Here is a 23,583-nt window from a genome sequence, read left to right as displayed (position 1 = left end):
TCATTCAAAAGCATAGCGTCTGCTTGCCATGTCCCGCAGGGGGAGTTCGCCATGCGATGCGGCGCCGGCGGCGCTATTCGCCGGCTTCCACGAACCGGACCGCCTTCTCGTAGATCAGCAGGGCGATGCAGCCGCTCCTGCTGCCGGGCGAATGCCGGGTGCCCGGCGGGTTGACGATGAAGCTGCCGGCCGGATAGGCGCCGTACTCATCATACTGGTCGCCCTCGATCACATAAAGCTGCTCGTAGCCGACATGTTCGTGCAGGGCAACGCGAGCGCCGGCCTCGTAGCGCAGCAGCACGGCAGCGGGACCGCCACCGCCCTCGTTGTAGAACCAGTGCGCCGTGACGCCCGGGCGGAAGGCCACCCAGTCTTCGCCGTCGCGCAGGTTGCGCGCATAGTCGAGGAAGTCGGACAGCACGATCGGCGCGGTCGGGTTGGGCATCGATCAGTCTCCGTTGCGGGCCGGCAGGGGCGTCTGCGTGTCCGCGGCCGGCGTTGCCGCACTCCCGGCGAGCTGCGGCTGCGGGGGCGCACCGAACCAGCGGTCCTCGATCCAGCCAAGCAGAAGCAGGAACCAGGTGGTGAGCACGAAGGGCGCCGACAGCGCCTGGACGCCGACGGCGGAGATCGCCGGCGTCAGGATGGTCGCCAGCACGGCGCCGAGAACCGCCAGCCTCAGCCTGCCGCCGCACACCACGTAGGCCGATACCGCCGCCAGAACACCGTTGAAGCCGTAGAGCCCGAGGTCGGCGCTGCCGGGATCGACCTGCCGGTAATAGTAGGCGACCACGGTCCCGGTCGTTGCGCCGACGAGCGCAATCACGCCGTGCCGCCAGTTGCCGAGCAGGACGCCGCACAGGAACAGCAGGCCCGACACGATGGCGGGGGAAAACAGCGTTTCGCCGAGACCGCGCAGCACCGCGGCGACGGGCTGGAAGGTCGCGGCCGCGGCCGGTCCGCCGGCGGCCGGTTCGAGGAAGCCGACATGCGGCTCGAGCGCCCACAGGATCCAGAAGATGATCAGGAAGGGCAGCACCAGGATCGGGAAGGGCAGGACCAGCAGCAGGACCCGGACGAGGACGATGGCGACGGCGACGCAGACGACGAGCACCGCCCACATGCCCCAGTCGGTCCAGCCGGTTTCGAAGAAGGCCGGCAGGGAGAGCGCCACCAGGCAGGGATTGAGGCCTGGAAGCCCCGTCTCCAGCACGGCGCCGCGCTGTCCCAGCAGCATCCGCCCGCCGGGCGCCATGAGCGCGGCCACCAGCATGTAGGCTGCCGCGAGCGGCGACGTCACCAGCACGGCGACCAGGAAGAAGATGCCGGTCAACTCGTTGGTCTGGAAACAGAGCTGCGAGCAGCCGCGCAGCGTCAGCCGCCAGTAGGGGACCGTGCCGGACGTCATCGGCGGAAAGAGGTAATCGACCGGCGGCTTCACGGGCTGCCTCCGTGGCGTTGCCGCGAGGGGACCGCGGGCGTCCGCCGCTCGCGCGGGTGCGGCGGGACGGCCGTCACGCCGGGCTGACCTGGCCCGGCACCTCCCTGGCCAGCATATCCAGGATCGCGTCCGACCTGCACGTCCAGCCGACGATCCCGCCCTGGGCGACGACGGCCCGGAGCGTCGCGTCCTTGAACTCCGGGAAGAAGCTGTCGGTGCCGTCCTCGACGAGCAGGCAGTCGTAGCCGCGGTCGTTGGCGCAGCGCATGGTCGTCTGGACGCAGACCTCGGTGGTGACGCCGGTGATCACCAGCCCGGAGATCTTGCGGCGCATGAGGTATTCGTCGAGCTCCGTCCGGTAGAAGGAATCCTTGCCGGGCTTGGCGATGACCAGCTCGTTCTCGCGCGGCTCGTTCTCGGAGATGAAATCGACCCCCGGCTCCCCGTCGATGAGGATGCGACCCATCGGGCCGAACTCGCCGATCTTGATCTTCGGGTTACCGCGGTTGAGCTTGGCGGTGGGCAGGTCGGACAGGTCGGGCCTGTGGCATTCCTTGGTGTGGATGATCGGCAGCCGGGCCTTGCGGAAGGCCGCCTGCAGCCGGGCGATCACCGGGATGCAGGGCTGAATGTTGGCGATGTCGTTGCCCAGCGACTCGGCGAATCCGCCCGGCTCGCAGAAGTCGCGCTGCATGTCGATGCAGATGAGCGCGACGTGGTCGAAATCGAACTGAAAAGGAAATGGCTTCGCGTCGATGAACGGCATTTGACGATGTCTCCCCCGTGCCCTGGAAGTTCAAGATGACCCAGCGGGAGTTACTTTACGTCATGTTGCCCTTCGCTCAACCGAAAAGTCCAGATTTCTGGGACCTGCAGCCGCGCCGGGGCGTGCGCGGCGCTCCCCGGCCGAACCCTCAGAACGTCGCGCCGATCGCGAAGCCGATCACGAGGGCGTCGTCGATGCCGGACTTGCCGTCGGGATCGATGACGTACTGGACGTCCGGCTGGACGTAGACGGCGGGCAGGATCTGGGCGCGGTAGTTCAGTTCCAGCACCGTCTCGGTCTCCTGGCCGGCGAGGTAGTCGCTGAACACGCCCACAGCGGCAACGAAGGACAGCGCGTCGTCGGGCCGGTCGGGCAAGAGACCGACATAGCTGAGGCCGCCTGCCGCCATGAAGGTGATGTCGTTCATCCGCGGCGGCGCGTAGCTGAACGAGGCCCAGGCCCACAGCCCGTTCGAGTAGGTGTCGTCCTCGGCGTAGAGCATCTGCTCGCCCATCGCGTAGATGCCCCAGGTGTTGCGGTCGGAGGCGCCGGTGACCAGGTTGGTGAGCTCCTCGGTGTCGTAGTAGTAGCCGCCCTTGTAGGTACCGGGCAGGCCGGACCGGCCGGCGCGCCTGCCGACGTTGAAGCCGGCCTCGCCGATCGCCAGTATGCCGGAGCCCTCCGGCGCGCCGAACTCGACGCCGTGCAGGTCGGGGTCGCCGAGGTCGGGATAGACCAGGTAGGCGCCGGCCATGGCGTACCATTCCTGGCCGGGCTTGACCTTGAACCGCCCGCCCCACACGGCGTTCGGGTAGGTCGGGAAGTTGATGGTGCTGGCGCCGGCGATCGGATTGCCGCAGATCGACTGGTTGAGCGAGGTGCAGGCGCGCGCGATCGTCGCGAAGTCCTCGCCGGTGACGATGCGGCCGCCGACCAGTTCGGCGGTGTTGTCCAGGAGCTGCGTGCCGAACGCGAAGTGGACGAGCCGCGTCTGCGGGAACGGGTCGCCGGAGTTCGACAGCTGGACCGGGAAGTAGTTGCCGACATAGTCCGGCGTCAGCCCGACATTGCCGGTCTCCAGGCTGAAGGAGGCGGTGAAGTAGGTCCTGTGCGCGGTGCCGAGCAGGCGCTGGAAATCGACGAAGGTCGCGAAGCTCCAGGAGTCGATCCAGCTTGCCCCGTCGGGGATCTGGCCGCCGACCGGATTGGCTGCGAGCTGGCCGGACCAGGCGGTGGCAAAGGAGATGCCCTTCAGTTCGAGCTCGTCGCGGAGGCCGCCCCAGCTGCCCAGGATGTTCTCCGCCTGCGCGTCGCCGGACAGCCAGCCCCAGTCCTGCCCCGGCGTCCATGTGCCCGGATGCAGCCAGCGGGTGTCGGTGTCGGGGCCGGCGGTGTCCCACTTGCCCGGGTTGTAGAGATCCGACTGGATCCACGGATTGATGTCGGACAGCGCCGGCGTCGCCGCCGCCAGCAGGCCCGCGGCGCCGACCAGGCCCGCCAGGGACCGGTATCTCGATCCTGCCATTCCCCCGATTCCCCCCATCGACGGATGCGGCCTGTCGGCGGATCCGGGGCGACCGATGCGATCGGCCCGGTCTGCCGCCTCTCCCGACAGGCATCGAGCGTAGCGGAATCCGCGGCGTATACAAGACGACCGGCGCGCACCGGCGACAGGCGGGAGGCTGCGGGCAGGCGCCCGGCGGCCCGGCCCGGCTTGCCGGTCTCGCCCCGGACATGCACTGTAGGGAGATTGGGGACACAGTGGGGGGAAGGTCGATGAAGATGGCTCGCGCATGCACTGCGGCGCTGGCGCTGGTCGCCGCGTTCCTCGGCGCGGAGTCCGACGCGGCCCGCGCCGATCATGCCGACGCCTGCCGCACCGTGTCGGAGGCGGATGCGGCGCGGCTGCAGGGCCGCCCGGCGGTCGTCACCGATATCGACGGCGTGCTCAGCCAGTACATCCTGCTCGACTACGGGCCGACCAACGGGGCGTTCCTCGACAAGGGCATCGCCTACGCCCGCGCCGATGCGGCGCTGATGCTGAACGTCTACCACCGGCGCGGCTATGCGATCGTCTACATGGCCGGGCGGCCGCGCCAGATGGAGGTGCTGGGCGACAGCATGTGCGACGCGACCCTCGGCTGGCTCGAGGCGAACGGCTTTCCAACCGAGGCCGGCGACACGCTGGTGCTGCTGCGCGACGGCGTGCCGTCGGTGGTCGACGCGCCTGATCCCGGCTCGGCGATGGCCGAGTGGATGGGCGGCAACGGAACGGCGCTGTTTGAATCGATGGTGGGAGCGGTCAAGGACCACTACGCCATCGAGCCGCGATACGGCTACGTCGATTCCAGCGTCGTCACCGACGCCTTCCTCGCCGTCGGCGTGCCGGCGGCGCAGATCTTCTCGATCGGCAACAAGGGCATGCTGCGGCTGGGCTACAAGGGGTCGACGCCGATCGTCGGTCCGGAGTCGAACCCCGGCTACGGCGCCCACGTCCGCGACTTCGTCATCCCGCGCGTGCCGGAGCTGAAATGATCCCGGCCGCGGCGGTAGGGGCAAAGGCGGCGGCGAGGTCGCTCGCGGCAGGGGCGGTGCTGGCCGCCTGCTTCGCCGGCGGCACCATGGCGGGCGGTCTCGACGAGATGACCGGCTGCTGGATCAGCCGGGCCTTCGACGCGACGTCGCTCCTGAGCGACAGCAGCGATGCCGGCAGCGCCGAACTGGTGCACGAGAAGATGCTGCTGCGCTTCGACCGGATCGAGGGGACCGAGCATCTCGCCTTCGGCCGGATCTTCGAATGGGACGAGCCGAAGAGCTACGTGCTCGGCCCGACCTACCAGAACGGCGCCTACAATCCGGCCGCCGATTTCCTGACGTTCGGCTTTCCGGAAGGCGGGCTCGACCACGTGACGCAGCCGGACGCCGACAGCCTGCTCTACGTGCACACCAAGTCGAGCACCAAGTCGGCGATGTCGGTGCGTCCGCTGGTGCGCATCGGCTGCGAGGAGGCCGACGACATCGAGGCGGACCTGCTGGCGCGCCAGGAGGCGCTGAAGACGGACTGACGTCCGCCCGTGCCGGCGCCGCAGAGGCCCGTCAGCCGCCCGCCGGCCTGATCAGGAAGTTCTGGATCATCGCCGTCTCCTCGTGGGCGAGGAAGTGGCAGTGGAGCACCGTCTTGCCGACCCGCTTGGAGTACATCCGCGTCCAGACCCTGAGATAGCCCTTCGGCGGGATGATCATCGTGTCGCGCCACTGGTTGGGGTGATCGATGGTCTTCAGCGCGTCGATGCGCGACTGCACGACCGGCGCATCGGCGCCGACCAGCTTCGGGTCGGGGACCTGGGCCGAGTAGCTCTCCTTCACCTGGAAGGCGTTGACGTGGACGTGGAAGGGATGGGTGCCGCCGGTCGGATTGACGAGAACCCATTCCTCGACGGTGCCCTGCTCGATCTCGAAATCGACCTTGTCGGTCGCGTAGACGGTGTCGTTGATGCGGAACTGCGGGTTCGGCAGCCGGCAGGTGTCGCCGTCCATGTCGAAGACGAAGTGGCGGCGGCGGGTGATCTCCGAGGGCTGGATGTCGGCGACGCCGGGCGGGCCCTCGGCAGGGATGCCGGGGGTGAAGCGCATCGCCTCGATGTCTGCCATCGACTGGCCGGCGTCTTCCTCCGTCACGACGATCTTCGCGAGGATCTGGTCGCGCGGTCCGGTGCCGAAGAACTGGATGGTGCCGAGGTGGTCGGACTTGATCAGGTACTCGCCGGGCTCCTCGAAGCACATCAGCAGGTCGTGGCGCTCGCCGCCGCCGGTCACCATCATGTTCTTCTTCACCGGCGCGCCGCCGAAGGCGATGCCGTCCGAGGCGGTCATGTAGAAGGGGTGGTTCTCGCCCTCGACGCCCTCGCTGGCCGCCTGCGACAGCGTGCCGGGCGCGGCGACGATGCGGAAGCAGGCGAGGTTCTCGACCGTGGCGGTCAGGTGGCGGAACTGGACGATCTCGTTGCGCTTCACGGTGTAGGTCGGCTGGAAGCGGCCGGAGACCATGTAGGTGTAGTCGGTGAGGCCATTCTGGTTCTGCAGGAAGCGGCCGACCTTGGCGATCCCCGGCTCGTCGCCGTCGGGATATTCGACGATCTCGTAGTGCGGGTCGTGGACCACGAAGGGGATCTCCGTGGTGACGCCGTAGTCCTTCAGCTCGTCGTCATAGAGGCCGCGGATGATCAGCAGGCCGGCGAGCCCGCCCCAGGCCTGGATGGCGACCGAGTTGTGGCGGTGCGGGTGGTACCAGAAGGTGCCCTGCGGGTGATCCTCGGGCAGTTCGAAGCGGTAGAGGTAGTCGCCGCCCGGCTTGATCGTGATGTAGTCGGCGGCCGGGTTCGAGGTGCCCTGCGGCTCGAACAGGTGCGGGTCGATCTCCAGCCCGTGCAGGTGCAGGTTCGTCCAGTTGAAGTTCTTGGGAACGTTCTCCTCGTCGATGACGAAGTCGCCGATCGGCGTATCCGGGGTGCAGGTGTTGAAGAAGGGGTAGCCGAGCGGCTGGTCCTCGTGCAGGAAGACGGACGGGCCGACCTTCTGATTGATCACCGTCATCCAGTCCTCGGGCCTCGGCGGCTCGGGCCCGTAATCGGCGTAGTCGCCCTCCTCGAACAGCTCGTTCCTGACCAGAACCGTGAACTTGTCGCCCGGCCTGATCTCGATCAGCGGGCCGAGATAGTTGTCGTCGAGGACGCCGTCCATCGCCCAGCTACGGGTCATGAACTGGAACTTGCCGACCTTCAGCCGGTCGCTTCCCGGCTCCGGATTGCCGTCCGCGTCGACGCCATAGAGGAGGTCGACGTCGTAGGTGGCGAATTTTGCGACGAGCGTGTAGTCGGGCTTCGGCTCGACCGCCATGCCCTCGAGCGCCTGCGAGTCGGTGGTCGGAGCCGAGGCTTCCTGCGACCGCAAGAGGCCCGGGGCGGCGAGCAGGGCCACGGACGCCAGGAATCCCCGTCGGCTGAGAGCGGTCGAACGGGCCAGATCGGCCAAGAATCGAGTCCGGCGCGACAGTGCCGGCAAATTCGTCGGTTCCATTGCATCCCCCCAAATCCCAGTAGTGCGATCCTACTGTCCGCTGGCGGGCATGTCATCCCGAGGGCGTCGGCCGCCCGGGTCGGCAGACCTCCGGACAGGCGCCGACGATGCCGAAGCAGGCAGAAATCGATTGCCATGTCAAAGAGCCAAACCGTAGCCTCCCGCCAATCCGGGCGGCCGGATTCGTCCCTCCCGCCGCAAGCCGCTTCTGGTGGGTCGACAATGCGCGGGGCCGTTGCGTGGAGTTTCTGCTTTCCAACCTTCCAGTCGACGATGCGCAGGCGATACTGGAACGGCTGAACAGGGTCCGGATCACGGAGGCGCCGCTGACCACCGTCTCGGACTATGGCCCCTTTCAGACGTATCTGAGCGCGGCGGCGCTCGCGGAGGGCAGTCATGACCTGGTGTTCGACGGGTCGGTGTTCGTCCACGACAAGCTGATCTCGAACTTCCGCAACCTGGACGGGCCCTCGTTGCGGGACCTCGAGGACATGGCCTCGTCGCGGCCAGGCGACACGGCCGGATGCTTCTGTCTGGTGTCGATCGACCGGGACACGGGCGGCTTCCTGATCCAGTTCGACCCACTCAATGCCTATCCGTGCTTCCTCTGGCGCAGCGGCGACCGGTTCGCGGTGTCCAACAACATCCACTTCATCGGCGCCCTCGTTCCGGCGACGGGTGGAAGGCTGACGCGCAGCGTGCTTCCCTACCTGGCCGATTTCGCCCTCGGCTCCGGCTACGATGCCGGCAGCCCCTACGAGGAGATCGACATCGTCGGCCCCGGCGAAGCGCTCCGGGGAGGGCCGGACCTGCAGGTCGTGCGCCGGGGCATCCACATGCAGGACGCCACTGAGGGCGCATCCTACGAAGAGGCCCTCGACCACGCCGCACAGAGGCTTCGCCAGCGCATCGAGGCCCTGGCGGCGGCGTTCGACGGGCAGAACGTGTTCTTCGACCTGACCGGGGGCATGGACAGCAGGATGGTGCTGGCCGCGGTGGTGGCGCGCGCGCCCCGGCTCGGCTGGGACTATCGAACGATGTACGACTATCCCCATCCCGACGGCCACTGCGCGGCGCTCATCGGCGAGACGTTCGGGCTGGGGCGGGTACAGGGCATCCCCTGGTTCGAGCGCCGGGGCCTGTCGGCAATCCAGCAGATGCGGTTCGAGACGTTCGTGTCGATGGGGGCCGGCGCCAAGACCGGGACGACGATCTCCGTGCCCTACACGGACACGGCGCACATCCACGGCGGCTACGGCGAGATCGCCGGCGGGACGCGAAACTCGCTGCGGTTCTGGAGCGGGACGCACCCGCCGACCTATCCGGACCTTTCCGAGAACTACCTGGCAAGGCTGGCGTCGATCGGCCTGTTGCGATACTTCACGCCGCGCGGCATCGCGTGGCTGCGCAGCCTTCTCGAAGCGCGGCTGGGAACCTACGAGGCCGCCGGGGCTGCGGCGACCGACGCGCCGCTGCACTTCTACAATCTCGGCCGGCTGCGCTCCCATTTCGGGATGCTGTCCAGGCTTCGCGGGCAGACCCGCAACTACATCGACCTTTTGTACGACATCCACCTGCAGTCCTGCGCGCTGAAGGCGGCGCCGATGGCGCGGATGAAGGGCAAGGTCAACCTCGACCTCATCCGGCGCGTCGGCGGCGACGCGGTGGCCGGACTGCCGCTGGCGAACGAGGAGTGGGACGCCGCGCTTTTCGCGAAGGAGGAGCAGCGCGCCGCGATCCGCAAACCGCCGATCACGGCGAAGACGCCGAAATCCTTCCAAACCGATCCGGTGAAGCGGCAGATTCCGCCGAGCACCTCGGAGCGGGACACGTCGTTCCGGCCGCGCCTCGACCCGAACCTGCGGAAGTACGACATGACGACGGTCGCCGCACCGCTACGCGACGTCTACCGGCGCCAGGCCTTCCTGGCGACATACCTGCCCGAGACACGCGGCGCGGGGGACCTGGAGACGCTGCTCGACTGGGGCGAGGTAGACGCGCTGCTGTCGGCGCCGGCCGAGGCGCTGAAGCGCCATCCGGTCGAGCCCTTCCTGCAGGCGCTGTGCGATTGCGTGATCTGGCTCCGGAACGAAGAGCTTTCCGTCTTCGCCTGATGCGTGCACGGAGCGCCGGGTGCGGCGGCGATCCCCGGGCTGCGCCGTGGACAGCGCGGAAAAATTTTCAGCCTGCGAAACGTCGGCGATCAATGCTGAAGCCCCAATGGCTTCCGCAACATATTCGGCGATCTTCCGCGGACGGCCCGCAGGCCGCACCGTGTCGCCACCCAAGGAGGAAGCAATGAGAATGTTCGACCTGACAGGCAGGGTGGCGATCGTCACGGGCGGCAACGGCGGCATCGGCCTCGGCATGGCGCGCGGGCTGGCCGAAGCCGGCGCCACCGTCGTGGTCGCCGCCCGCAACGCGGAGAAGAACGCAGCCGCGCTCGAGGAGATCAATCAGACCGGCCCGAGCAGCGGCGGTTCCGGGGCGGTTGCGATCGCCACCGACATCCGCAAGCCGGAGGCGTGCAAGGCGCTGGTCGAGGAGACGGCCGGCCGGTTCGGCCGCATCGACATCCTCGTCAACAATTCCGGCATCAACTACCGCAAGCAGCCGCAGGATTTCACCCTGGAGGAATGGTACGACGTCATCGACACCAACCTGACGGCGGCGTTCGTGCTGTGCCAGGCGGTCTACCCGCACTTCCTGAAGGCCGGGGGCGGCAAGATCATCAACGTCGGCTCGCTGATGTCGTTCATGGGCGGTCCCGTGGCCGTCGCCTACGGGCCGAGCAAGGGCGGCATCCTGCAGCTCACCAAGGCGCTGACCTGCGCCTGGGCCAAGGACAACATCCAGGCGAACGCCGTGCTGCCCGGCTGGATCGACACGCCGCTGTCGGTGAAGGCGCGCGCCGACCTGCCGGGGCTCGAGGAGTCGGTGCTGGCCCGTACGCCGGCGGGCCGCTGGGGCGATCCGGGCGACTTCGCCGGCGTCGCCGTGTTCCTGGCAAGCCCGGCGTCGGACTACGTCAACGGCGCCGGCATCGTCGTCGACGGGGGCTATTCGACCAAGGCGTGAGACGGGACGGGCGCCGGCCCATACCGCGTGGCCGTTTCCTTCGTGACGGGCGCGGCGCGACCGCCTCTGGACGAGGCCAGGAGATGGCCGCGACGCTCCGGGACACGGGCATGGTCGTGGCGAGGCGCGTTGGGCCGACCCGGCCTGTAACGTAGCCCGGATGGAGCATCAGCGAAATCCGGAGCGGCCTCCCCGGATTGCGCTTCGCTCCATCCGGGCTACGGGCCCCGCTACGGGCGAGGGGAGCGTGCCGGGGTGCGGCATCGTTGCGAAAGCCATAGGCTGCGGCGTGGGGCGATCCCGGACAATCGCGGTCGCGATTTCCGGGATGACGTGGGGAGAGTGGGGCGGAGCGAAATCCGGGAGCGGCCTTCCCGGATTGCGCCCCCGGATGGCGCTTCGCTCCATCCGGGCTACGGGGCGCGGTGCGGGTAACAGGGGCGTGCCCGGATGCGGCATCGTTGCGAAGGTCAAAGGCTGCGGCGCTCCATCCGGGCTACGGGCCCGCTACGGACGAGGCCGGTGGCGCCGCGCGTCAGTCCATCAGCGCGGCGGCGGCCGGTTCGACGAGAGGCCAGACCTCGACGCTGCCGCGCCAGATCATCTCCAGCGACACGTAGAGGATGATCAGCAGTCCGACATAGGCGATCCAGCGGTGGCGGTTGAGCAGGCGGGCGATGAAGGAGGCGGCGACGCCCATCAGCGCGACCGACAGCGCAAGGCCGAACACCAGCACAACGGGATGCTCGTGAGCCGCGCCGGCGACGGCCAGCACGTTGTCGAGCGACATGGAGACGTCCGCCAGCACGATCTGCACGGCGGCCTGGGCGAATGTCTTGGTGGGCGCGCCGGCGGCGCCGACCGTGCCGTCGGCGTCGAGGTCCTGGTCGGCGAGCGTCTCCTGCAGATCGTGTTCTTCCTTCGCGGTGGTGCGCAGCTCGCGCCACATCTTCCAGCACACCCACAGCAGCAGGATGCCGCCGGCAAGCAGCAGCCCGACGATCTCGAGCAGCTGGGTGGTGACGCTTGCGAAGAAGATTCTCAGGATGGTCGCGGCGACGATGCCGACGAGGATCGCCCGGGCGCGCTGTTCGCGCGGCAGACCGGCGGCGGCGAGGCCGATGACGATGGCGTTGTCCCCGGCCAGCACCAGGTCGATCAGGATGACCTGGAAAAGTGCCGTCAGCGCCGGCCCGGTGACGAGCTCAGCCATCATGGCGGTCGTCACCAGGGTGCATCGGCCGCAGGGCAGCGGGGCAGTCCGCCGGGATACTCATACAGACGCAATCCTCATTCGTGTTCGTCCTCGTGCGCCGGACGGGCCGGAGCCGGGTCTCCCGGCCGGGTGGAACTCCCGTTCCGCCATCCGTCGGATCGACGCCACCGACCTAGCAGCGGCCGGGGCGGCCGGTAAGCTGCCGGCGCGGCGTATTTCGTCCTCCGAAAGGGGGCGGGGAAACACGCCGGCGACGATCCCGGCGGATCTGGGAAAGCGCGTTCCGACACCCCATCTGGAGGGGTTGGTCCGGTCCGGATCCATCCGGGTGCTGGCTCATGCGGGGTCTCGCCGAAGGGCTGGGGATCCTGATATGGGGGAGCCGATTTGCCCGGTCAACTCCGCCCGCGCGGCCGTTTGGCGGAAGACGGGTTGCGTTGAATCGGCCGGACAACCGGGGGAGGCGCATGAGCGAGTTCGACATGAGCGGCGGCCGGGGCGCTGCGTCCGACGGCGGCCTGCCGCGGTTTGCCACGAGCGCCGATGCCGTCGCCGCGCTCGCCCCGGCGGAACCGGTCTACTGCCTCTATCCCCGCCTGCTCGGCGAGGCGGCGCAGGCATTCCTGCAGGGCTTTCCCGGCCGCACCCTCTATGCCGTCAAGGCAAATCCGAATCCGCATGTCCTGCGGTTCCTGCACGCCGCCGGGATCCGGCATTTCGATACCGCCTCGCTGGACGAGATCGCGCTGGTCAAGGGCCTCTTCCCGGACGCGACCTGCTACTTCATGGCGCCGGGCAAGCTTGCCGGGGCGGCGCAGACGGCGTTCGACAGGTACGGGGTGCGCCATTTCGTCGCCGACCATCCCAGCGAACTGCGCCGGCTCTTGGCGATCGCCGACCGCGACACGGCGATCATCGTCCGCATGAAGGCGGTCGGTCCGGAGGCGGTCTACGAGCTGTCGAGCAAGTTCGGCGCCGACGAGGCGCAGGCGGCCGACATGCTGGCGGAGGTGGCCGCGAGCGGCTGCCGGGCGGGGCTCGCCTTCAACGTCGGCTCGCTGTGCCGGCATCCGGACGCCTACCGGCGGGCGATCGCGGCGGTCGGCAGGGTGCTGGAAAGCTCGAAGGCGGCGATCGAGTTCCTCGACGTCGGCGGCGGCTTCCCGGCCGCCTATCCGGGGCTGGAGCTGCCGCCGATGACGGCGTTCTTCGAGGCGATCGGCGAGGCGGCGGCCGATATCGGCCTGCCGGCCGGCTGCGAGCTGATGTGCGAGCCGGGCCGGGCGCTGGTCGCCACGGGGCAGTCGCTTATCGTCCAGGCGATCCTGATCAAGGACGACCTGGTGTTCCTCAACGACGGCATCTACGGCGGCCTTAAGGAACTGCACATCTCCGACCAGTCGGTCGTCTATCCGTGGCGGGTGTTCCCGGGGGAGGGGGCGGCCGGGGGTGCCGCACACCGGGAGACGCGCCGCTACCTGATCTCCGGCCCGACCTGCGACACGCTCGACATCCTGCCGTTCCGCGTCGAGCTGCCGGCGGATTTGCGCGAGGGCGACTGGATCGAGTTCGGCATGGCCGGCGCCTACACCAACGCCATGAGCACCCGCTTCAACGGCTTTGCGCCGCGGCACTGGGTGGCGCTCGACGGCCCGGACGCCGCGCCGCCGGGGCTGTACGCGTCCGCATGAGGCGGAGGGTGTGGAGGGTTCAGGGGCGGATCCGGGGCGGCCTTGCCCTGCCGCTTCTGGATCCCGGGTCAGGCCCGGGATGTAGACCGTGCTTGGGGCAGACGTGGGGCACTACGGCCGCCTGCACCGCAGCCGACGCCCCGGCCTTGAGCCGGGGCCCGGGGCGGCGGCTGCAACGTCTTCAGTTCCCTGAAAGACCGGCGAGGCCTACCACAGCGACGCGCGGGCGCGTTCGGGCCATTCGCGGTCGTAGTCGGGGCCGCCGACGCGGTCCTGGCTGAGGGTCGCGAGGATCTCGCCGGCCGAGGGCAGCGATTTCGGGTCGACGTGACGGGCCGGGTTCCAGAGGTCGGAGCGGACGATCGCGCGGGCGCACTGGAAGTAGACGGAGGCCACCTCGAAGACGATGACGCTGCGCGGCGGCTTGCCGTCTACGGCGAAGGAGGCGAGCAGGGCGGGGTCGAGCGAGACGCGGGCCTGCCCGTTGACCCGCAAGGTGTTGCCCGAGCCCGGAATCAGGAAGAGCAGGGCGGCGCGCGGGTCGCGGACGATGTTGCGCAGCGAATCGATGCGGTTGTTGCCGCGCCGGTCGGGCATCGCAAGCGTCCTGTCGTCCTCGATGCGCACGAAGCCGGGCAGGTCGCCGCGCGGCGAGCAGTCGAGGCCCTCCGGGCCGCTCGTCGCCAGCGCAACGAAGGGCGAGGCCTCGATGAAGGCGCGGTACTGCGGCGTGATGCGGTCGACCTCCTTGACCAGCGAGGTCTCGCCGGGCGTGCCGTAGACGGCTTCGAGCTCCTGAACGGTGGTGATCGTGGACATGGCGGTTCCCGTGTTGCGGCGGTGGCGTCCGTGACTGCCGCGTGATGGCAGGTCGGGCCCCGATCGGCAAGACGGATCGGCACGTCGAAGCTGCTTTGCCGGGCCGGCTGCTTGTCTCGCCCTGCCGCCGACAATAGAAATCGACGTCGAAGCTGCGTCGTCCGACCGTCCGGTCCAGAAGAACCGCAGCGCCAAAGGAGGACACAATGCCCGCGACCCGTCCCTACAAGGGCGTCTGGCCCGTCGCCCCGACCGTGTTCCAGGACAATGGCGACCTGGATCTCGACGGCCAGCGGCGGGTGATGGACTGCATGGTCGACCAGGGGGTCGACGGGATCTGCATCCTGGCCAACTTCTCCGAGCAGTTCCTGCTGTCGGACGAGGAGCGCGCGACGCTGCAGACGGTGTGCCTCGACCACGTCGCCGGCCGCGTCCCGGTGATCGTCACCTGCAGCCACTACTCGACCCGCATCGCCGCCGAGCGGGCGGCCGCGGCGGAAGCCGCCGGCGCCAGCATGATCATGATGATGCCGCCCTATCACGGCGCCCTGCTGCGCGCCGACGAGACCGGCACCTACGAGCACTTCGCCGGGATCTCGGAAAAGATCGGCATCCCGATCATGATCCAGGACGCGCCGTTGAGCGGCGTCAGCCTGTCGGTGCCGTTCCTGCTGCGCATGGCCCGGGAGATCCCGGCGGTGCGCTACTTCAAGATCGAGACGCCGGGAGCCGCGGGCAAGCTGCGCAAGCTGGTCGAGGCGGGCATACCGGAGGTCGAGGGACCGTTCGACGGCGAGGAGGCGATCACCCTGATGGCGGACCTCGACGCGGGGGCGACCGGCTCGATGTCGAGCGCGCTGCTGCCCGAACTGATCAGGCCGGTGATAGAAAGCCATGCCGCCGGACGGCGCGAGGAGGCCGCCGCGCAATACGCGCGCATCCTGCCGCTGATCAACTTCGAGAACCGGCAGTGCGGGCTGCGGGCGGCCAAGACCGTGATGAAGGAAGGCGGCGTGATCCGCAGCGATGCGGTGCGCCATCCGCTCGAGCCGTTGCACCCGGAGACGAAGCGGGGGCTCCTCGAACTCGCCCGCGGCCTCGACGTCATCGCGCTGCGCTGGGGACGCTCCTGAGCGGGCCCGGCAATCGGGAGTCTCCCACCAGATCCCCGACTTGCGTTATGATGCAGCCGCCCGGGACCGGGGGGCGGGGGGTGAAATCCGACTGAAACGCTACCGGCGTCGAGGTGAACCAATTGCCGTGTTCACTGCCGCCGAAGCGACTGAGTGCTTCCAACGAACGAGGAGAGCGACATGACACTGAAAATTGGCGACGTGGCCCCTGACTTCGAGGCCGACACCACCGAAGGGCCGATCAGCTTTCACGAGTGGATCGGCAATTCCTGGTGCGTGCTGTTCTCGCATCCCAAGGACTTCACCCCGGTGTGCACGACGGAACTGGGCACGATGGCGGGCCTGAAGCCGCAGTTCGACTCGCGCGACGTGAAGATCATCGGCCTGTCGATCGATCCCGTCGACGATCACAGGCGCTGGCTCGACGACATCCGCGACGTGACCGGTCACGCCGTGACCTATCCGATGGTCGGCGACCCGGACCTCAAGGTCGCCAAGCTCTACGGCATGCTGCCCGCCAGCGCCGGCGACACCTCGCAGGGCCGCACGCCGGCCGACAACCAGACCGTGCGCAACGTGATGATCATCGGGCCGGACAAGGTGATCAAGGCGATGATCGCCTATCCGATGACCACCGGCCGCAACTTCGACGAGGTGCTGCGTCTCGTCGATTCCCTGCAACTGACGGCAAACCACAAGGTGGCGACGCCGGCGAACTGGAAGCAGGGCGAGGACGTGATCATCGCCGGTTCGGTCTCCAACGAGGACGCCAAGAAGAAGTACCCGGACGGCTGGAAGGAACCCAAGCCCTACATCCGCATCGTTCCGAGCCCGAACTGAGGCGCGGACGCCAACGATCGAAGCGCCGCTGCCGGGATCGGCGGCGGCGCCTTGCGTTTCAGCGGCCGGCCGCGCAGCCGACGCAGAGCCGGACCGTCGGGTCGATGTCGAGTCGGCCGGGGGGAATGTCGTCGCCGCAGTCCTCGCAGACGCCGTAGCCGCCTTCGTCGATCCTCTGCAGTGCGGCCTTGATCAGCGAGATCCGGCCGCGGCGCCGCTGCTCCGAGGCTTTCGCCATCGCCTGGCCCTGCAAGGCGTCCATCCGCGACAGCCGGCCGACGCTCTGCTGGTCGAGCGTGACGGTGCCGCGCGACCCCGCGCTCGCCTCGCTCAGGGCTTCGATTTCGGCGAGTTCGGCCTGCAGCCGCCGGCGGATCTCCTCGATGTCCAACGTCGTCATCGGACAACCTTAACACGTAATGTCAGCGGTCCCTCATGCCGCCGACAGCGCCTGCTCCAGGTCGGCGATGAGGTCGTCCGCGGATTCCAGGCCGACCGACAGGCGCAGCAGCGTGTCGGGCACCGTGCTTGTCGGGCTCTCGACGGAGCGGCGGTGTTCGATCAGGCTTTCGACGCCGCCGAGCGACGTCGCCGGCACGAATACCCTGGTGGCGGTGGCGACCCTCCTGGCGTCCTCGAGGCTGCCGTCGACGAGGATCGACAGCATGCCGCCGAAGCCGCCGGTCATCTGGGACCGTGCCACGGCATGGCCCGGATGGCTCTCGAGGCCCGGATAGAGCACCCGGCTGACGCGCGGGTGGGCCTCGAAGTGGCGCGCGATCGAAAGCGCGGTCTCCGACTGTCGGGCGAAGCGCACGAACAGGGTGCGCATGCCGCGGATCAGCAGCCACGCCTCGAAGCCGCCGAGCACGCCGCCGGTCAGGTTGCGGACGGCATGGATATCGCTGAGGCGGGCGTCGCCGGAGGCAACCAGCACGCCGGCGGTCAGGTCGGAATGGCCGTTCAGGTACTTCGTCGCCGAGTGGAAGACGATGTCGGCGCCGAGTTCGAGCGGCCGGGTGGTCGGTGGCGGCGCGCAGGTCGAGTCGACGCCGAGCAGCGCGCCGGCCGATCGCGCCAGGGCTGCCGTGGCGGCGATGTCGACGACGTCCCAGGTCGGGTTGGCCGGCGTTTCGATCCACACCAGCTTCGTGCGGCCCGGCTGCAGGAGCGGTTCCAGGGTCTCCGGCCGGGTCTGGTCGTAGAGGTCCAGCGAAATCCGGCCGCGGGCGGCCAGCCTGCGCATCCAGTCCTGAGCGGCGTAGTACATCACCTGCGGCGCCAGGACGTGGGCATCCGGCTCAAGCGTTTCCAGCAGCGCGGCGATGGCGGCAAGTCCGGAGCCGAACAGCCGCGCCCCGCCGCCGCCGTCGAGCGCGGCGACGATCTCCTCGGCGTGGGCGACGGTTGGCGCGCTGTCGCGGCTGTAGATATGGCTGCCGATCAGCGCGTAGTCGTCGCCGCGGGCAAACGTGGTGGCGCTGTGCATCGGCGGCACCACGGCACCGGTTTCCCCGTCGACCCGCCCGAGCGCCTGCGCGACGAGGGTTTCGGGATCGAGAGTGTTCTTTCCTGCCGACATGGCGCGTCCGCCCTTTCCAATGAGTGGTGGAACCGACCGCAACTCGGTGCGCCGGTCAAGAGGTCAGCGCCGGGCAATCGCCGCTGCGCGGTGGTCACTTGCGGCGGGCCGTGCGAGATTTGGCCGGCAATGAGGACCAAGGGCATCGGAGTGTGGGTTGCGGCGCTGGCGATCGGCGCCCTGCCGGCGGGCGCCGAAACGAGGGTCGACCTGGAACTGGTGCTCGCCATCGACGCCTCGGCCAGCGTCGATCCGAACGAGTTCGCGCTGCAGGTCGGCGGCATCGCCAGCGCCGTGCGCGACCCGGAGGTGCAGTCGGCGATCGCCGCCGGGCCGGTCGGCCGGATCGCGGTCGCGGCCATCGTCTGGGCGGACGCCACCCTGCGCAAGCAGCCGGGCCCGTGGTTCGTGGTCGACGACGCGGCAAGCGCCGAGGCCTTCGCGGTCCACATCGAGAGCTTCTACCGGCGCATCAGCGGCGGAACCGGCCTCGGCTCCGGCATCGCCGAGGCGATCCGGCTGATGGAGCGCAACGGCATCGACGGAATCCGCCGGGTCGTCGACGTCTCCGGCGACGGCATCGAGACGCCGCCGCGCGAGAACGTGCTGACCCTGCCGGACGCGCGGGGCATGGCGATCGGCCGCGGCATCACCGTCAACGGCCTCGCCATCCTGAACGATGTGCCGGATCTGGACGACTACTACCGCCGCGAGGTGCTGGTCGGGCAGGGGGCGTTCGTCATGGCGGCGTCGGACTACGACGATTTCGCGGATGCCTTCCGCCGCAAGCTGCTGCGCGAGATCGAGGACCGGCCGCCGGTGTCCCGCCGGCCGGGCGCCGGCCGGGTCGACACCGCGCTGGCCGATCCGCCTTGCGGCTCCTGCTGAGGGCCGACCGGGGCGCCTTTCAGGCGATCGCTACCTGGGCAACCGAATAGGGCCTCAGCCTGAGATTGCTCAGATCGACGCGGGTGGCGGGGATCCCGGCGGGATCGCGGCAGGCCGCCTCGAAGCCGGTCTCGTCGAGGATGCGCGCAGTCGCGTCGCCGGAGATGCCCTCGACGCGGACCGTCTGCTCCTCGCCGGTGAGATTGGTCAGCCAGAGGGTCGTCTCGCCGTCCCTCCGCACCGCGAGCGACTGGACGCCGCTGCCGCCGATCCCGGTGACGAGGACATCGGCGCCGTGCAGGGCCATGTGGCCGGCCAGCACGGCATAGGGCGGCATGACCTGCGGCGCGGCATCGTCGAACCAGGGCTGGGCGTGATCCTGCCTGGTGCGGACGATCCCGGAGGGGCCGGCGACAGCGCCGAGCGTCACGGCGTCGACGCCGGCGCGCGCCGCGTGCGCCAGATACCCGGCATACCAGGCGGCGCCCAGCAGGCCGCGCTCGCGCGGGTCGACCCGGCTCATCGCCTGGCGCAGGTTGTCCGGGTTCTCGACGGGTGCGGCGCCATAGGGATTGGCCCGCATCGAGATCGCGGTCGGGAAGATCCAGTAGGGCTTGCCGCCGCCGAAGGCGCGCACCGACCCGAAGATCGAGGGCAGCGCCTGCAGCGTCTCGGTGACGGAGACATCGTCGCCGGCGTGGACGATCGGGCAGCCGGTGTGGCAGATAAAATCGAGCACGTCGGCCGGCGGACGCTTGCGGTTCAGTTCGGTGAAGTAGCTGAACATGCCGCCGCCGATCTCAGCGTCGGGAAAGGCCGCGCGGGCGGCCGCGAACAGCTCCGCCCAGTCCGGCGCGGGCGGGAAGACGGAGCCGGGCAAGGTGCTCTTCAGGTCGCTCGCCGGCGAGACCGCGACGCGGGCGAAGTCGACACCGGACGCCGCCTCGCGGATGAAGGCGATGTCGCGCTTCAGGACAGCGTGGTCGGCCGTCGGATTGCCGTCGCCATCGACGCAGGGGACGACGGCTTCGAGCACCAGTTCGGTGCCGACCGCCTCGCCGAGCCTGCCATAGGCCTGCATGGTCGCCGCGCCGTGGCCCGCGCGCTGGTCGAAGTGGCAGACGAGGAAGGAGGGGCCCGCCGCCTTCAGCAGGCCGGCATTTTCCAGCGCGGCCTCGACATGCTCGGCCGGCACGGCAAGTCCGAGGCGCGGCATCGCATGGCCGGCGGGGCCTCCGACCGATACCGTCACGGCATCGTCGGCGCCGCCCTGCGTCGACGGCGGCGTGCCCTGGAGCGTCATCGTCACCCGCTGGGGCGATCTCTCGCCCTTCGCGATCGTGTAGGGCCAGGGCAGCGCCAGCGGGCGGACATAGGTCTTGTAGGAGGCGTCCATCCAGTTGCGATGGTCCTCCATCTCGAAGGCGTCGCCCTCCATCCGGCAGGTGACCCTCAGGCCGGGCGCGAACTCGTGGGTCAGCGAGCGGATGTCCTGGAACGGGCAGGCCGGGTCGATCCGCTCGGGGAAAGCGCTCTCCTCGACCCTGCCGTTGGTGTGCTCCACCGTGACCGGATTGCCGACGACGCCGTCGAGCGCGTGCAGCACCACGAAGCCGGTGCGGTTGGTGACGAAGTCGGTCAGCGCCTCGCCCTCGGCCTCGAAGGACAGGCTTCCGTCGGCGCTGCCCTCGATCCGGGCGGCGTAGCGGAAGGCCTGGGCGCTGTCCTTGCAGACGGCGTCGTAGGTGACGGTGAAGCCGTCCTCGCGCTGATCGATCCGGAGGTTGGAGATCTCGGGATTGTAGGTCGCCCAGTTGCGGTCGCGCGACAGGAAGGCGATCGCCCGCAGCGCCTCGGCGCCGCCGACCCGGATGTAGCGCAGGTTGCCCGCGTCGAGGCTCGCCTGCAGCGGGCCGGCGGTGAGGACGGTCGGCTGCACGACCGGCTCCTCGGTGCCGAACAGCCTGATGGCGCGTGACGGGCTCATGGTCGCCTCCTTGTGTCCGTCAGAACCGGCCCCGGAATTCGCCGCGCTGCGTCCGGGCCGCGGGCCGGCGGCGTGCCGCTCGGCGGCCGGTTCCAGTCTTCATCCCGGTATGACGTCCCGAGTCTCGGGATCGATCAGGATCACCCGGCTCATGTCGACCACCAGCTCGATCGTCGTGCCGGGCTTCTCGACGGTGTGCGAGGGCAGCTCGACCGTGACCTCGGTGCCGTTGAGCTTGAACTCGGCATAGGTCCGCGTGCCGGTCGGCTGAACGAGATCGATCAGCACGTCGATCGGCTGGTCGGAGGGCTTGCGGGCGGTGCCGTCGGCCGGACGGCTGATGTGCTCCGGCCTGACGCCGAGCGTCACCGGACGCCCGGCCCAGGGCTCGAAGGCCGAGGCGCGCGCCGGGTCGAGCGGCAGGCTGCGGCCTTCGTCGAAGACGAGCGCCAGCCTGCCGTCTGCCCGCTCGATCCTGCTCTCGACGAAGTTCATCTGCGGCGAGCCGAGGAAGCCCGCGACGAACCGCGTCGCCGGCCGCTCGAAGAGCTCGAGCGGCGCGCCCTGCTGCTCGATCACGCCGTCGCGCATCAGCACGATCCGGTCGGCGAGCGTCATCGCCTCGATCTGGTCGTGGGTGACGTAGATCATCGTGGTGCCGATCTCCTGATGCAGCCGCTTGATCTCGGTGCGCATCTCGTCGCGCAGCTGGGCGTCGAGATTGGACAGCGGCTCGTCGAACAGGAACAGCTTGGGATCGCGCACGATCGCCCGGCCGATGGCGACGCGCTGGCGCTGGCCGCCGGAGAGCTGGCGCGGGTAGCGGTCGAGCAGGCCGGTGATGCCGAGCATCTCGGCGGCCTCGGCCACCCGCGCCTTGATCTGTTCGGGCGGCAGCTTCCTGGCCCGCAAGCCGAAACCGATGTTCTTGGCGACCACCATGTGCGGATAGAGCGCGTAGTCCTGGAACACCATCGCCACGTCGCGGTCGCGCGGCCGGTAGTCGTTGACGACCTCGCCACCGATCTCGATGGTTCCCTCGTCGGCTTCCTCGAGCCCCGCGATCGTGCGCAGCAAGGTGCTCTTGCCACAGCCCGAGGGGCCGACCAGGACGGTGAACTGGCCGTCCGGGATCGCCAGGTCGACGCCGCGCACCGCATGGACTCCGCCCGAATAGCGCTTGTGCAACCCGGTGATCTTCACATCCGCCATTGCGGGCCCCTTCCGATGTCCGACACTCCGTCCTCCCTCATCCGCGTATGGCGCCGAGCGTCAGCCCGCGCACGAGATGCTTCTGCACAAGCACGCCGAGGATGATCGAGGGCCCCAGCGAGACGATCGCCAGCGCGCTCGCCTCCCCGTACTGGGCGCCCTGGAAGCTGAGGAAGGCGCGGAAGACGGTCGGCAGCGTGAAGGCGTCGCGGCTGGTCAGCACCAGCGCGAAGAAGAACTCGGTCCAGCAGGCGATGAAGGTGAAGATGGCGGCCGCGACGATGCCCGGCACGGCGAGCGGAATGGCGACCGTCCACAACGCCTGCCAGCGCGTGCAGCCGTCGACCAGGGCGGCGTCCTCCAGCGACCGCGGCATCTGCCGGAAATAGGCGTACATCATCCACACCGTGACCGGCAGCGTGAACATCGTGTAGGCGAGGATCATGCCGACATGGGTGTCCTGAAGGCCGACCAGCCGGTAGTTCAGGAACAGCGGCAGGATGATGGCGATCGGCGGCAGGAAGCGCTGCGACAGCACCCAGAACGACAGGTGCATTCCCCCCGTCCGGAACCGTGCCAGGCTGTAGGCCATCAGGGTGCCGATCAGGCACGACAGTGCGGTGGCGGATATGGAGATGATGAGGCTGTTGATCAGTCCCTGCAGACCGCGATAGGCGAACAGCGCCGCCGTGTAGTGCACGATCGTCGGCGCGTCCGGGAACCAGACCGGCGGCACCGCGAGATAGTCGTCGCTCGGCTTGATCGACGTGATGAGCACCCAGTAGAGCGGCGCCAGGATGAACATCAGGTAGATGCCCAGCAGCAGAATGCGCCCGATCGGCAGGCGACGTCCCCGACGTCGGCGGCGCGGCGCGGGACCTGCGGAAACCGTGGCCGTCATGACTCTTCCTGTTTCAGCAGGCGCCGCACCAGGAACACCACCACGATCAGCGTCAGGATCAGGAATATCCATGCGCCGGCCGTTGCCCGCGACAGATGGAACTGCGTGAATCCGATCGTGTAGAGGTAGTAGGAGACCGTATAGGTCTGCGTCCCCGGACCGCCCCCGGTCATGATGAAGATGGTGTCGAAGAGCCGGATGGAATCGAGCAGCCGGAAGGTGACGGCAAGCGCGATCATCGGCGCGAGATAGGGCATCGTGATGTGCCAGAACGTCTGCCAGGTTCCGACGCCGTCGAGTTCGGCTGCCTCGTAGACGTGCGGCGGAATGGCGGTCAGACCCGCCAGCAGGATGACGAACATGAAGGGCGTCCACTGCCAGACGTCGGCAAGCACCAGCGCCACGAAATTCCACGGCCACTGGGTCAGCCAGCTGATCGTCACCTCCTGGCCGAGAAGCTGGCCAAGCAGGTAGTTGGTCGGTCCGAACGGCCGTTGCAGCAGCAGCGCCCAGGCCTGGCCGACGATCACCGGGCTGATGAACAGGGGCACGATGATGATCGATATGATGATCCCGCGCCCGCGGAACGTCTTCGTCATCGCCAGGGCGATGGCGAGCCCGAGCAGGAATTCTATCAGGACGTTGGTCGCCGTGAGGCAGACGGTGACCAGCAGCGAGTAGCGTGCGACGGGGTCGAAGATGACCTGCCTGAAGTTCTTCAGGCCGACGTAGGCGTGGCCGGGAATCTGGAAGTCGTAGTTGACGAACAGGACCCAGATCGAGAACACGAGCGGGTAGATCGATATGGCCAGGATGACGAGAATCGCCGGCGTGACGAGCAGCCACTTGAAACGCCGGTCGCTGCGCGCCGCCGACGGCAGCCGGCGCCGGGAGACGGGAGTCGGATTGTCTGCGAAGGCGGCGTCGCCCATGTCGGCGCGGCTTCCCCGTGA

21 protein-coding genes are annotated in these 23,583 nt (G+C 68.9%); 8 read left to right on the top strand and 13 right to left on the bottom strand.

Annotation, left to right across the window (positions count from 1 at the left end):
• Window positions 1–73: 73 nt before the first annotated feature.
• The 4 genes from V3328_RS21060 to V3328_RS21045 all read right to left on the bottom strand — a co-directional run bounded on the left by V3328_RS21060 (window position 74) and on the right by V3328_RS21045 (window position 3,732).
• Window positions 74–445, bottom strand: coding sequence for a cupin domain-containing protein (locus V3328_RS21060; protein ID WP_340331685.1), 372 nt, complete (start codon window positions 443–445; stop codon window positions 74–76).
• 3 nt (window positions 446–448) lie between these two features.
• Window positions 449–1,441 (bottom strand): urea transporter, encoded by a 993-nt coding sequence (locus V3328_RS21055; protein WP_340331684.1) that lies wholly within the window; start codon window positions 1,439–1,441, stop codon window positions 449–451.
• 73 nt (window positions 1,442–1,514) lie between these two features.
• Window positions 1,515–2,207, bottom strand: coding sequence for a cysteine hydrolase family protein (locus V3328_RS21050; protein ID WP_340331683.1), 693 nt, complete (start codon window positions 2,205–2,207; stop codon window positions 1,515–1,517).
• Between the two features lie 148 nt (window positions 2,208–2,355).
• The gene (locus tag V3328_RS21045; RefSeq protein WP_340331682.1) at window positions 2,356–3,732 is read right to left on the bottom strand and encodes a carbohydrate porin; all 1,377 of its coding nucleotides are present in this window, start codon (window positions 3,730–3,732) and stop codon (window positions 2,356–2,358) included.
• Between the two features lie 251 nt (window positions 3,733–3,983).
• Between V3328_RS21045 and V3328_RS21040 the strand changes: the two genes are divergently transcribed.
• Together V3328_RS21040 and V3328_RS21035 are read left to right on the top strand one after the other, a co-directional pair.
• Entirely contained in the window at window positions 3,984–4,742 is a 759-nt protein-coding gene (locus V3328_RS21040; protein ID WP_340331681.1) for an HAD family hydrolase, read from the top strand.
• Window positions 4,739–5,272 carry a hypothetical protein gene (locus tag V3328_RS21035; RefSeq protein ID WP_340331680.1) on the top strand — a complete coding sequence of 178 codons (534 nt, stop codon included), beginning with the start codon at window positions 4,739–4,741 and terminating at the stop codon, window positions 5,270–5,272. Before V3328_RS21040 ends, V3328_RS21035 begins: the two co-directional genes overlap by 4 nt.
• 31 nt (window positions 5,273–5,303) lie before the next feature.
• Here V3328_RS21035 and V3328_RS21030 read toward each other — a convergent pair whose 3' ends face one another.
• Window positions 5,304–7,238, bottom strand: coding sequence for a multicopper oxidase family protein (locus V3328_RS21030; RefSeq protein ID WP_340331679.1), 1,935 nt, complete (start codon window positions 7,236–7,238; stop codon window positions 5,304–5,306).
• 284 nt (window positions 7,239–7,522) lie between these two features.
• On the opposite strand from V3328_RS21030, the gene V3328_RS21025 reads away from it, so the two are divergent.
• On the top strand, window positions 7,523–9,397 hold the full coding sequence (locus tag V3328_RS21025) for a hypothetical protein (RefSeq protein WP_340331678.1): 1,875 nt from the start codon (window positions 7,523–7,525) through the stop codon (window positions 9,395–9,397).
• 184 nt (window positions 9,398–9,581) lie between these two features.
• Window positions 9,582–10,361 (top strand): glucose 1-dehydrogenase, encoded by a 780-nt coding sequence (locus V3328_RS21020; protein ID WP_340331677.1) that lies wholly within the window; start codon window positions 9,582–9,584, stop codon window positions 10,359–10,361.
• A gap of 535 nt (window positions 10,362–10,896) precedes the next feature.
• Here V3328_RS21020 and V3328_RS21015 read toward each other — a convergent pair.
• Window positions 10,897–11,574: a TerC family protein gene (locus tag V3328_RS21015; RefSeq protein WP_340331676.1), complete on the bottom strand. Its 678-nt coding sequence runs from the start codon at window positions 11,572–11,574 to the stop codon at window positions 10,897–10,899.
• Between the two features lie 470 nt (window positions 11,575–12,044).
• Between V3328_RS21015 and V3328_RS21010 the strand changes: the two genes are divergently transcribed.
• The gene (locus V3328_RS21010; RefSeq protein WP_340331675.1) at window positions 12,045–13,268 is read left to right on the top strand and encodes a type III PLP-dependent enzyme domain-containing protein; all 1,224 of its coding nucleotides are present in this window, start codon (window positions 12,045–12,047) and stop codon (window positions 13,266–13,268) included.
• 207 nt (window positions 13,269–13,475) lie between these two features.
• Here the strand turns inward: V3328_RS21010 and V3328_RS21005 are convergent, their stop codons facing one another.
• A complete protein-coding gene (locus tag V3328_RS21005; RefSeq protein ID WP_340331674.1) occupies window positions 13,476–14,087 on the bottom strand; it encodes a pyridoxamine 5'-phosphate oxidase family protein in 612 nt (203 codons plus the stop codon).
• A 206-nt stretch (window positions 14,088–14,293) separates the two neighbouring features.
• Here V3328_RS21005 and V3328_RS21000 point away from each other — a divergent pair, with 206 nt between their 5' ends.
• Both V3328_RS21000 and V3328_RS20995 read left to right on the top strand, forming a co-directional pair.
• Window positions 14,294–15,220, top strand: coding sequence for a dihydrodipicolinate synthase family protein (locus V3328_RS21000; protein ID WP_340331673.1), 927 nt, complete (start codon window positions 14,294–14,296; stop codon window positions 15,218–15,220).
• Between the two features lie 180 nt (window positions 15,221–15,400).
• A complete protein-coding gene (locus V3328_RS20995) occupies window positions 15,401–16,060 on the top strand; it encodes a peroxiredoxin (RefSeq protein WP_340331672.1) in 660 nt (219 codons plus the stop codon).
• Window positions 16,061–16,118: 58 nt separating this feature from the next.
• Here the strand turns inward: V3328_RS20995 and V3328_RS20990 are convergent, their stop codons facing one another.
• Complete coding sequence (locus V3328_RS20990; protein ID WP_340331671.1) at window positions 16,119–16,460, bottom strand: TraR/DksA family transcriptional regulator; 342 nt, start codon at window positions 16,458–16,460, stop codon at window positions 16,119–16,121.
• Window positions 16,461–16,493: 33 nt separating this feature from the next.
• The gene (locus V3328_RS20985) at window positions 16,494–17,642 is read right to left on the bottom strand and encodes a trans-sulfuration enzyme family protein (protein ID WP_340331670.1); all 1,149 of its coding nucleotides are present in this window, start codon (window positions 17,640–17,642) and stop codon (window positions 16,494–16,496) included.
• A 129-nt stretch (window positions 17,643–17,771) separates the two neighbouring features.
• Here V3328_RS20985 and V3328_RS20980 point away from each other — a divergent pair, with 129 nt between their 5' ends.
• Window positions 17,772–18,530: a DUF1194 domain-containing protein gene (locus V3328_RS20980; protein ID WP_340331669.1), complete on the top strand. Its 759-nt coding sequence runs from the start codon at window positions 17,772–17,774 to the stop codon at window positions 18,528–18,530.
• A 19-nt stretch (window positions 18,531–18,549) separates the two neighbouring features.
• On the opposite strand, the gene V3328_RS20975 is transcribed toward V3328_RS20980, so the two are convergent.
• The 4 genes from V3328_RS20975 to V3328_RS20960 form a co-directional block, all read right to left on the bottom strand.
• Window positions 18,550–20,517, bottom strand: a complete 1,968-nt coding sequence (locus V3328_RS20975) for a D-apionate lactonase family protein (protein WP_340331668.1) — start codon at window positions 20,515–20,517, stop codon at window positions 18,550–18,552.
• Window positions 20,518–20,616: 99 nt separating this feature from the next.
• Window positions 20,617–21,729 (bottom strand): ABC transporter ATP-binding protein, encoded by a 1,113-nt coding sequence (locus V3328_RS20970; protein WP_340331667.1) that lies wholly within the window; start codon window positions 21,727–21,729, stop codon window positions 20,617–20,619.
• Between the two features lie 37 nt (window positions 21,730–21,766).
• The gene (locus V3328_RS20965) at window positions 21,767–22,630 is read right to left on the bottom strand and encodes a carbohydrate ABC transporter permease (protein WP_340331666.1); all 864 of its coding nucleotides are present in this window, start codon (window positions 22,628–22,630) and stop codon (window positions 21,767–21,769) included.
• A complete protein-coding gene (locus V3328_RS20960; protein WP_340331665.1) occupies window positions 22,627–23,562 on the bottom strand; it encodes a carbohydrate ABC transporter permease in 936 nt (311 codons plus the stop codon). The genes V3328_RS20965 and V3328_RS20960 overlap by 4 nt, the downstream gene beginning before the upstream one ends.
• Between the last annotated feature and the right edge of the window lie 21 nt (window positions 23,563–23,583).

The sequence above is a fragment of the Microbaculum marinum genome (assembly GCF_037855135.1).
Classification (GTDB): domain Bacteria; phylum Pseudomonadota; class Alphaproteobacteria; order Rhizobiales; family Tepidamorphaceae; genus Microbaculum; species Microbaculum marinum.
This window is presented reverse-complemented; position numbering and strand designations above follow the sequence as displayed.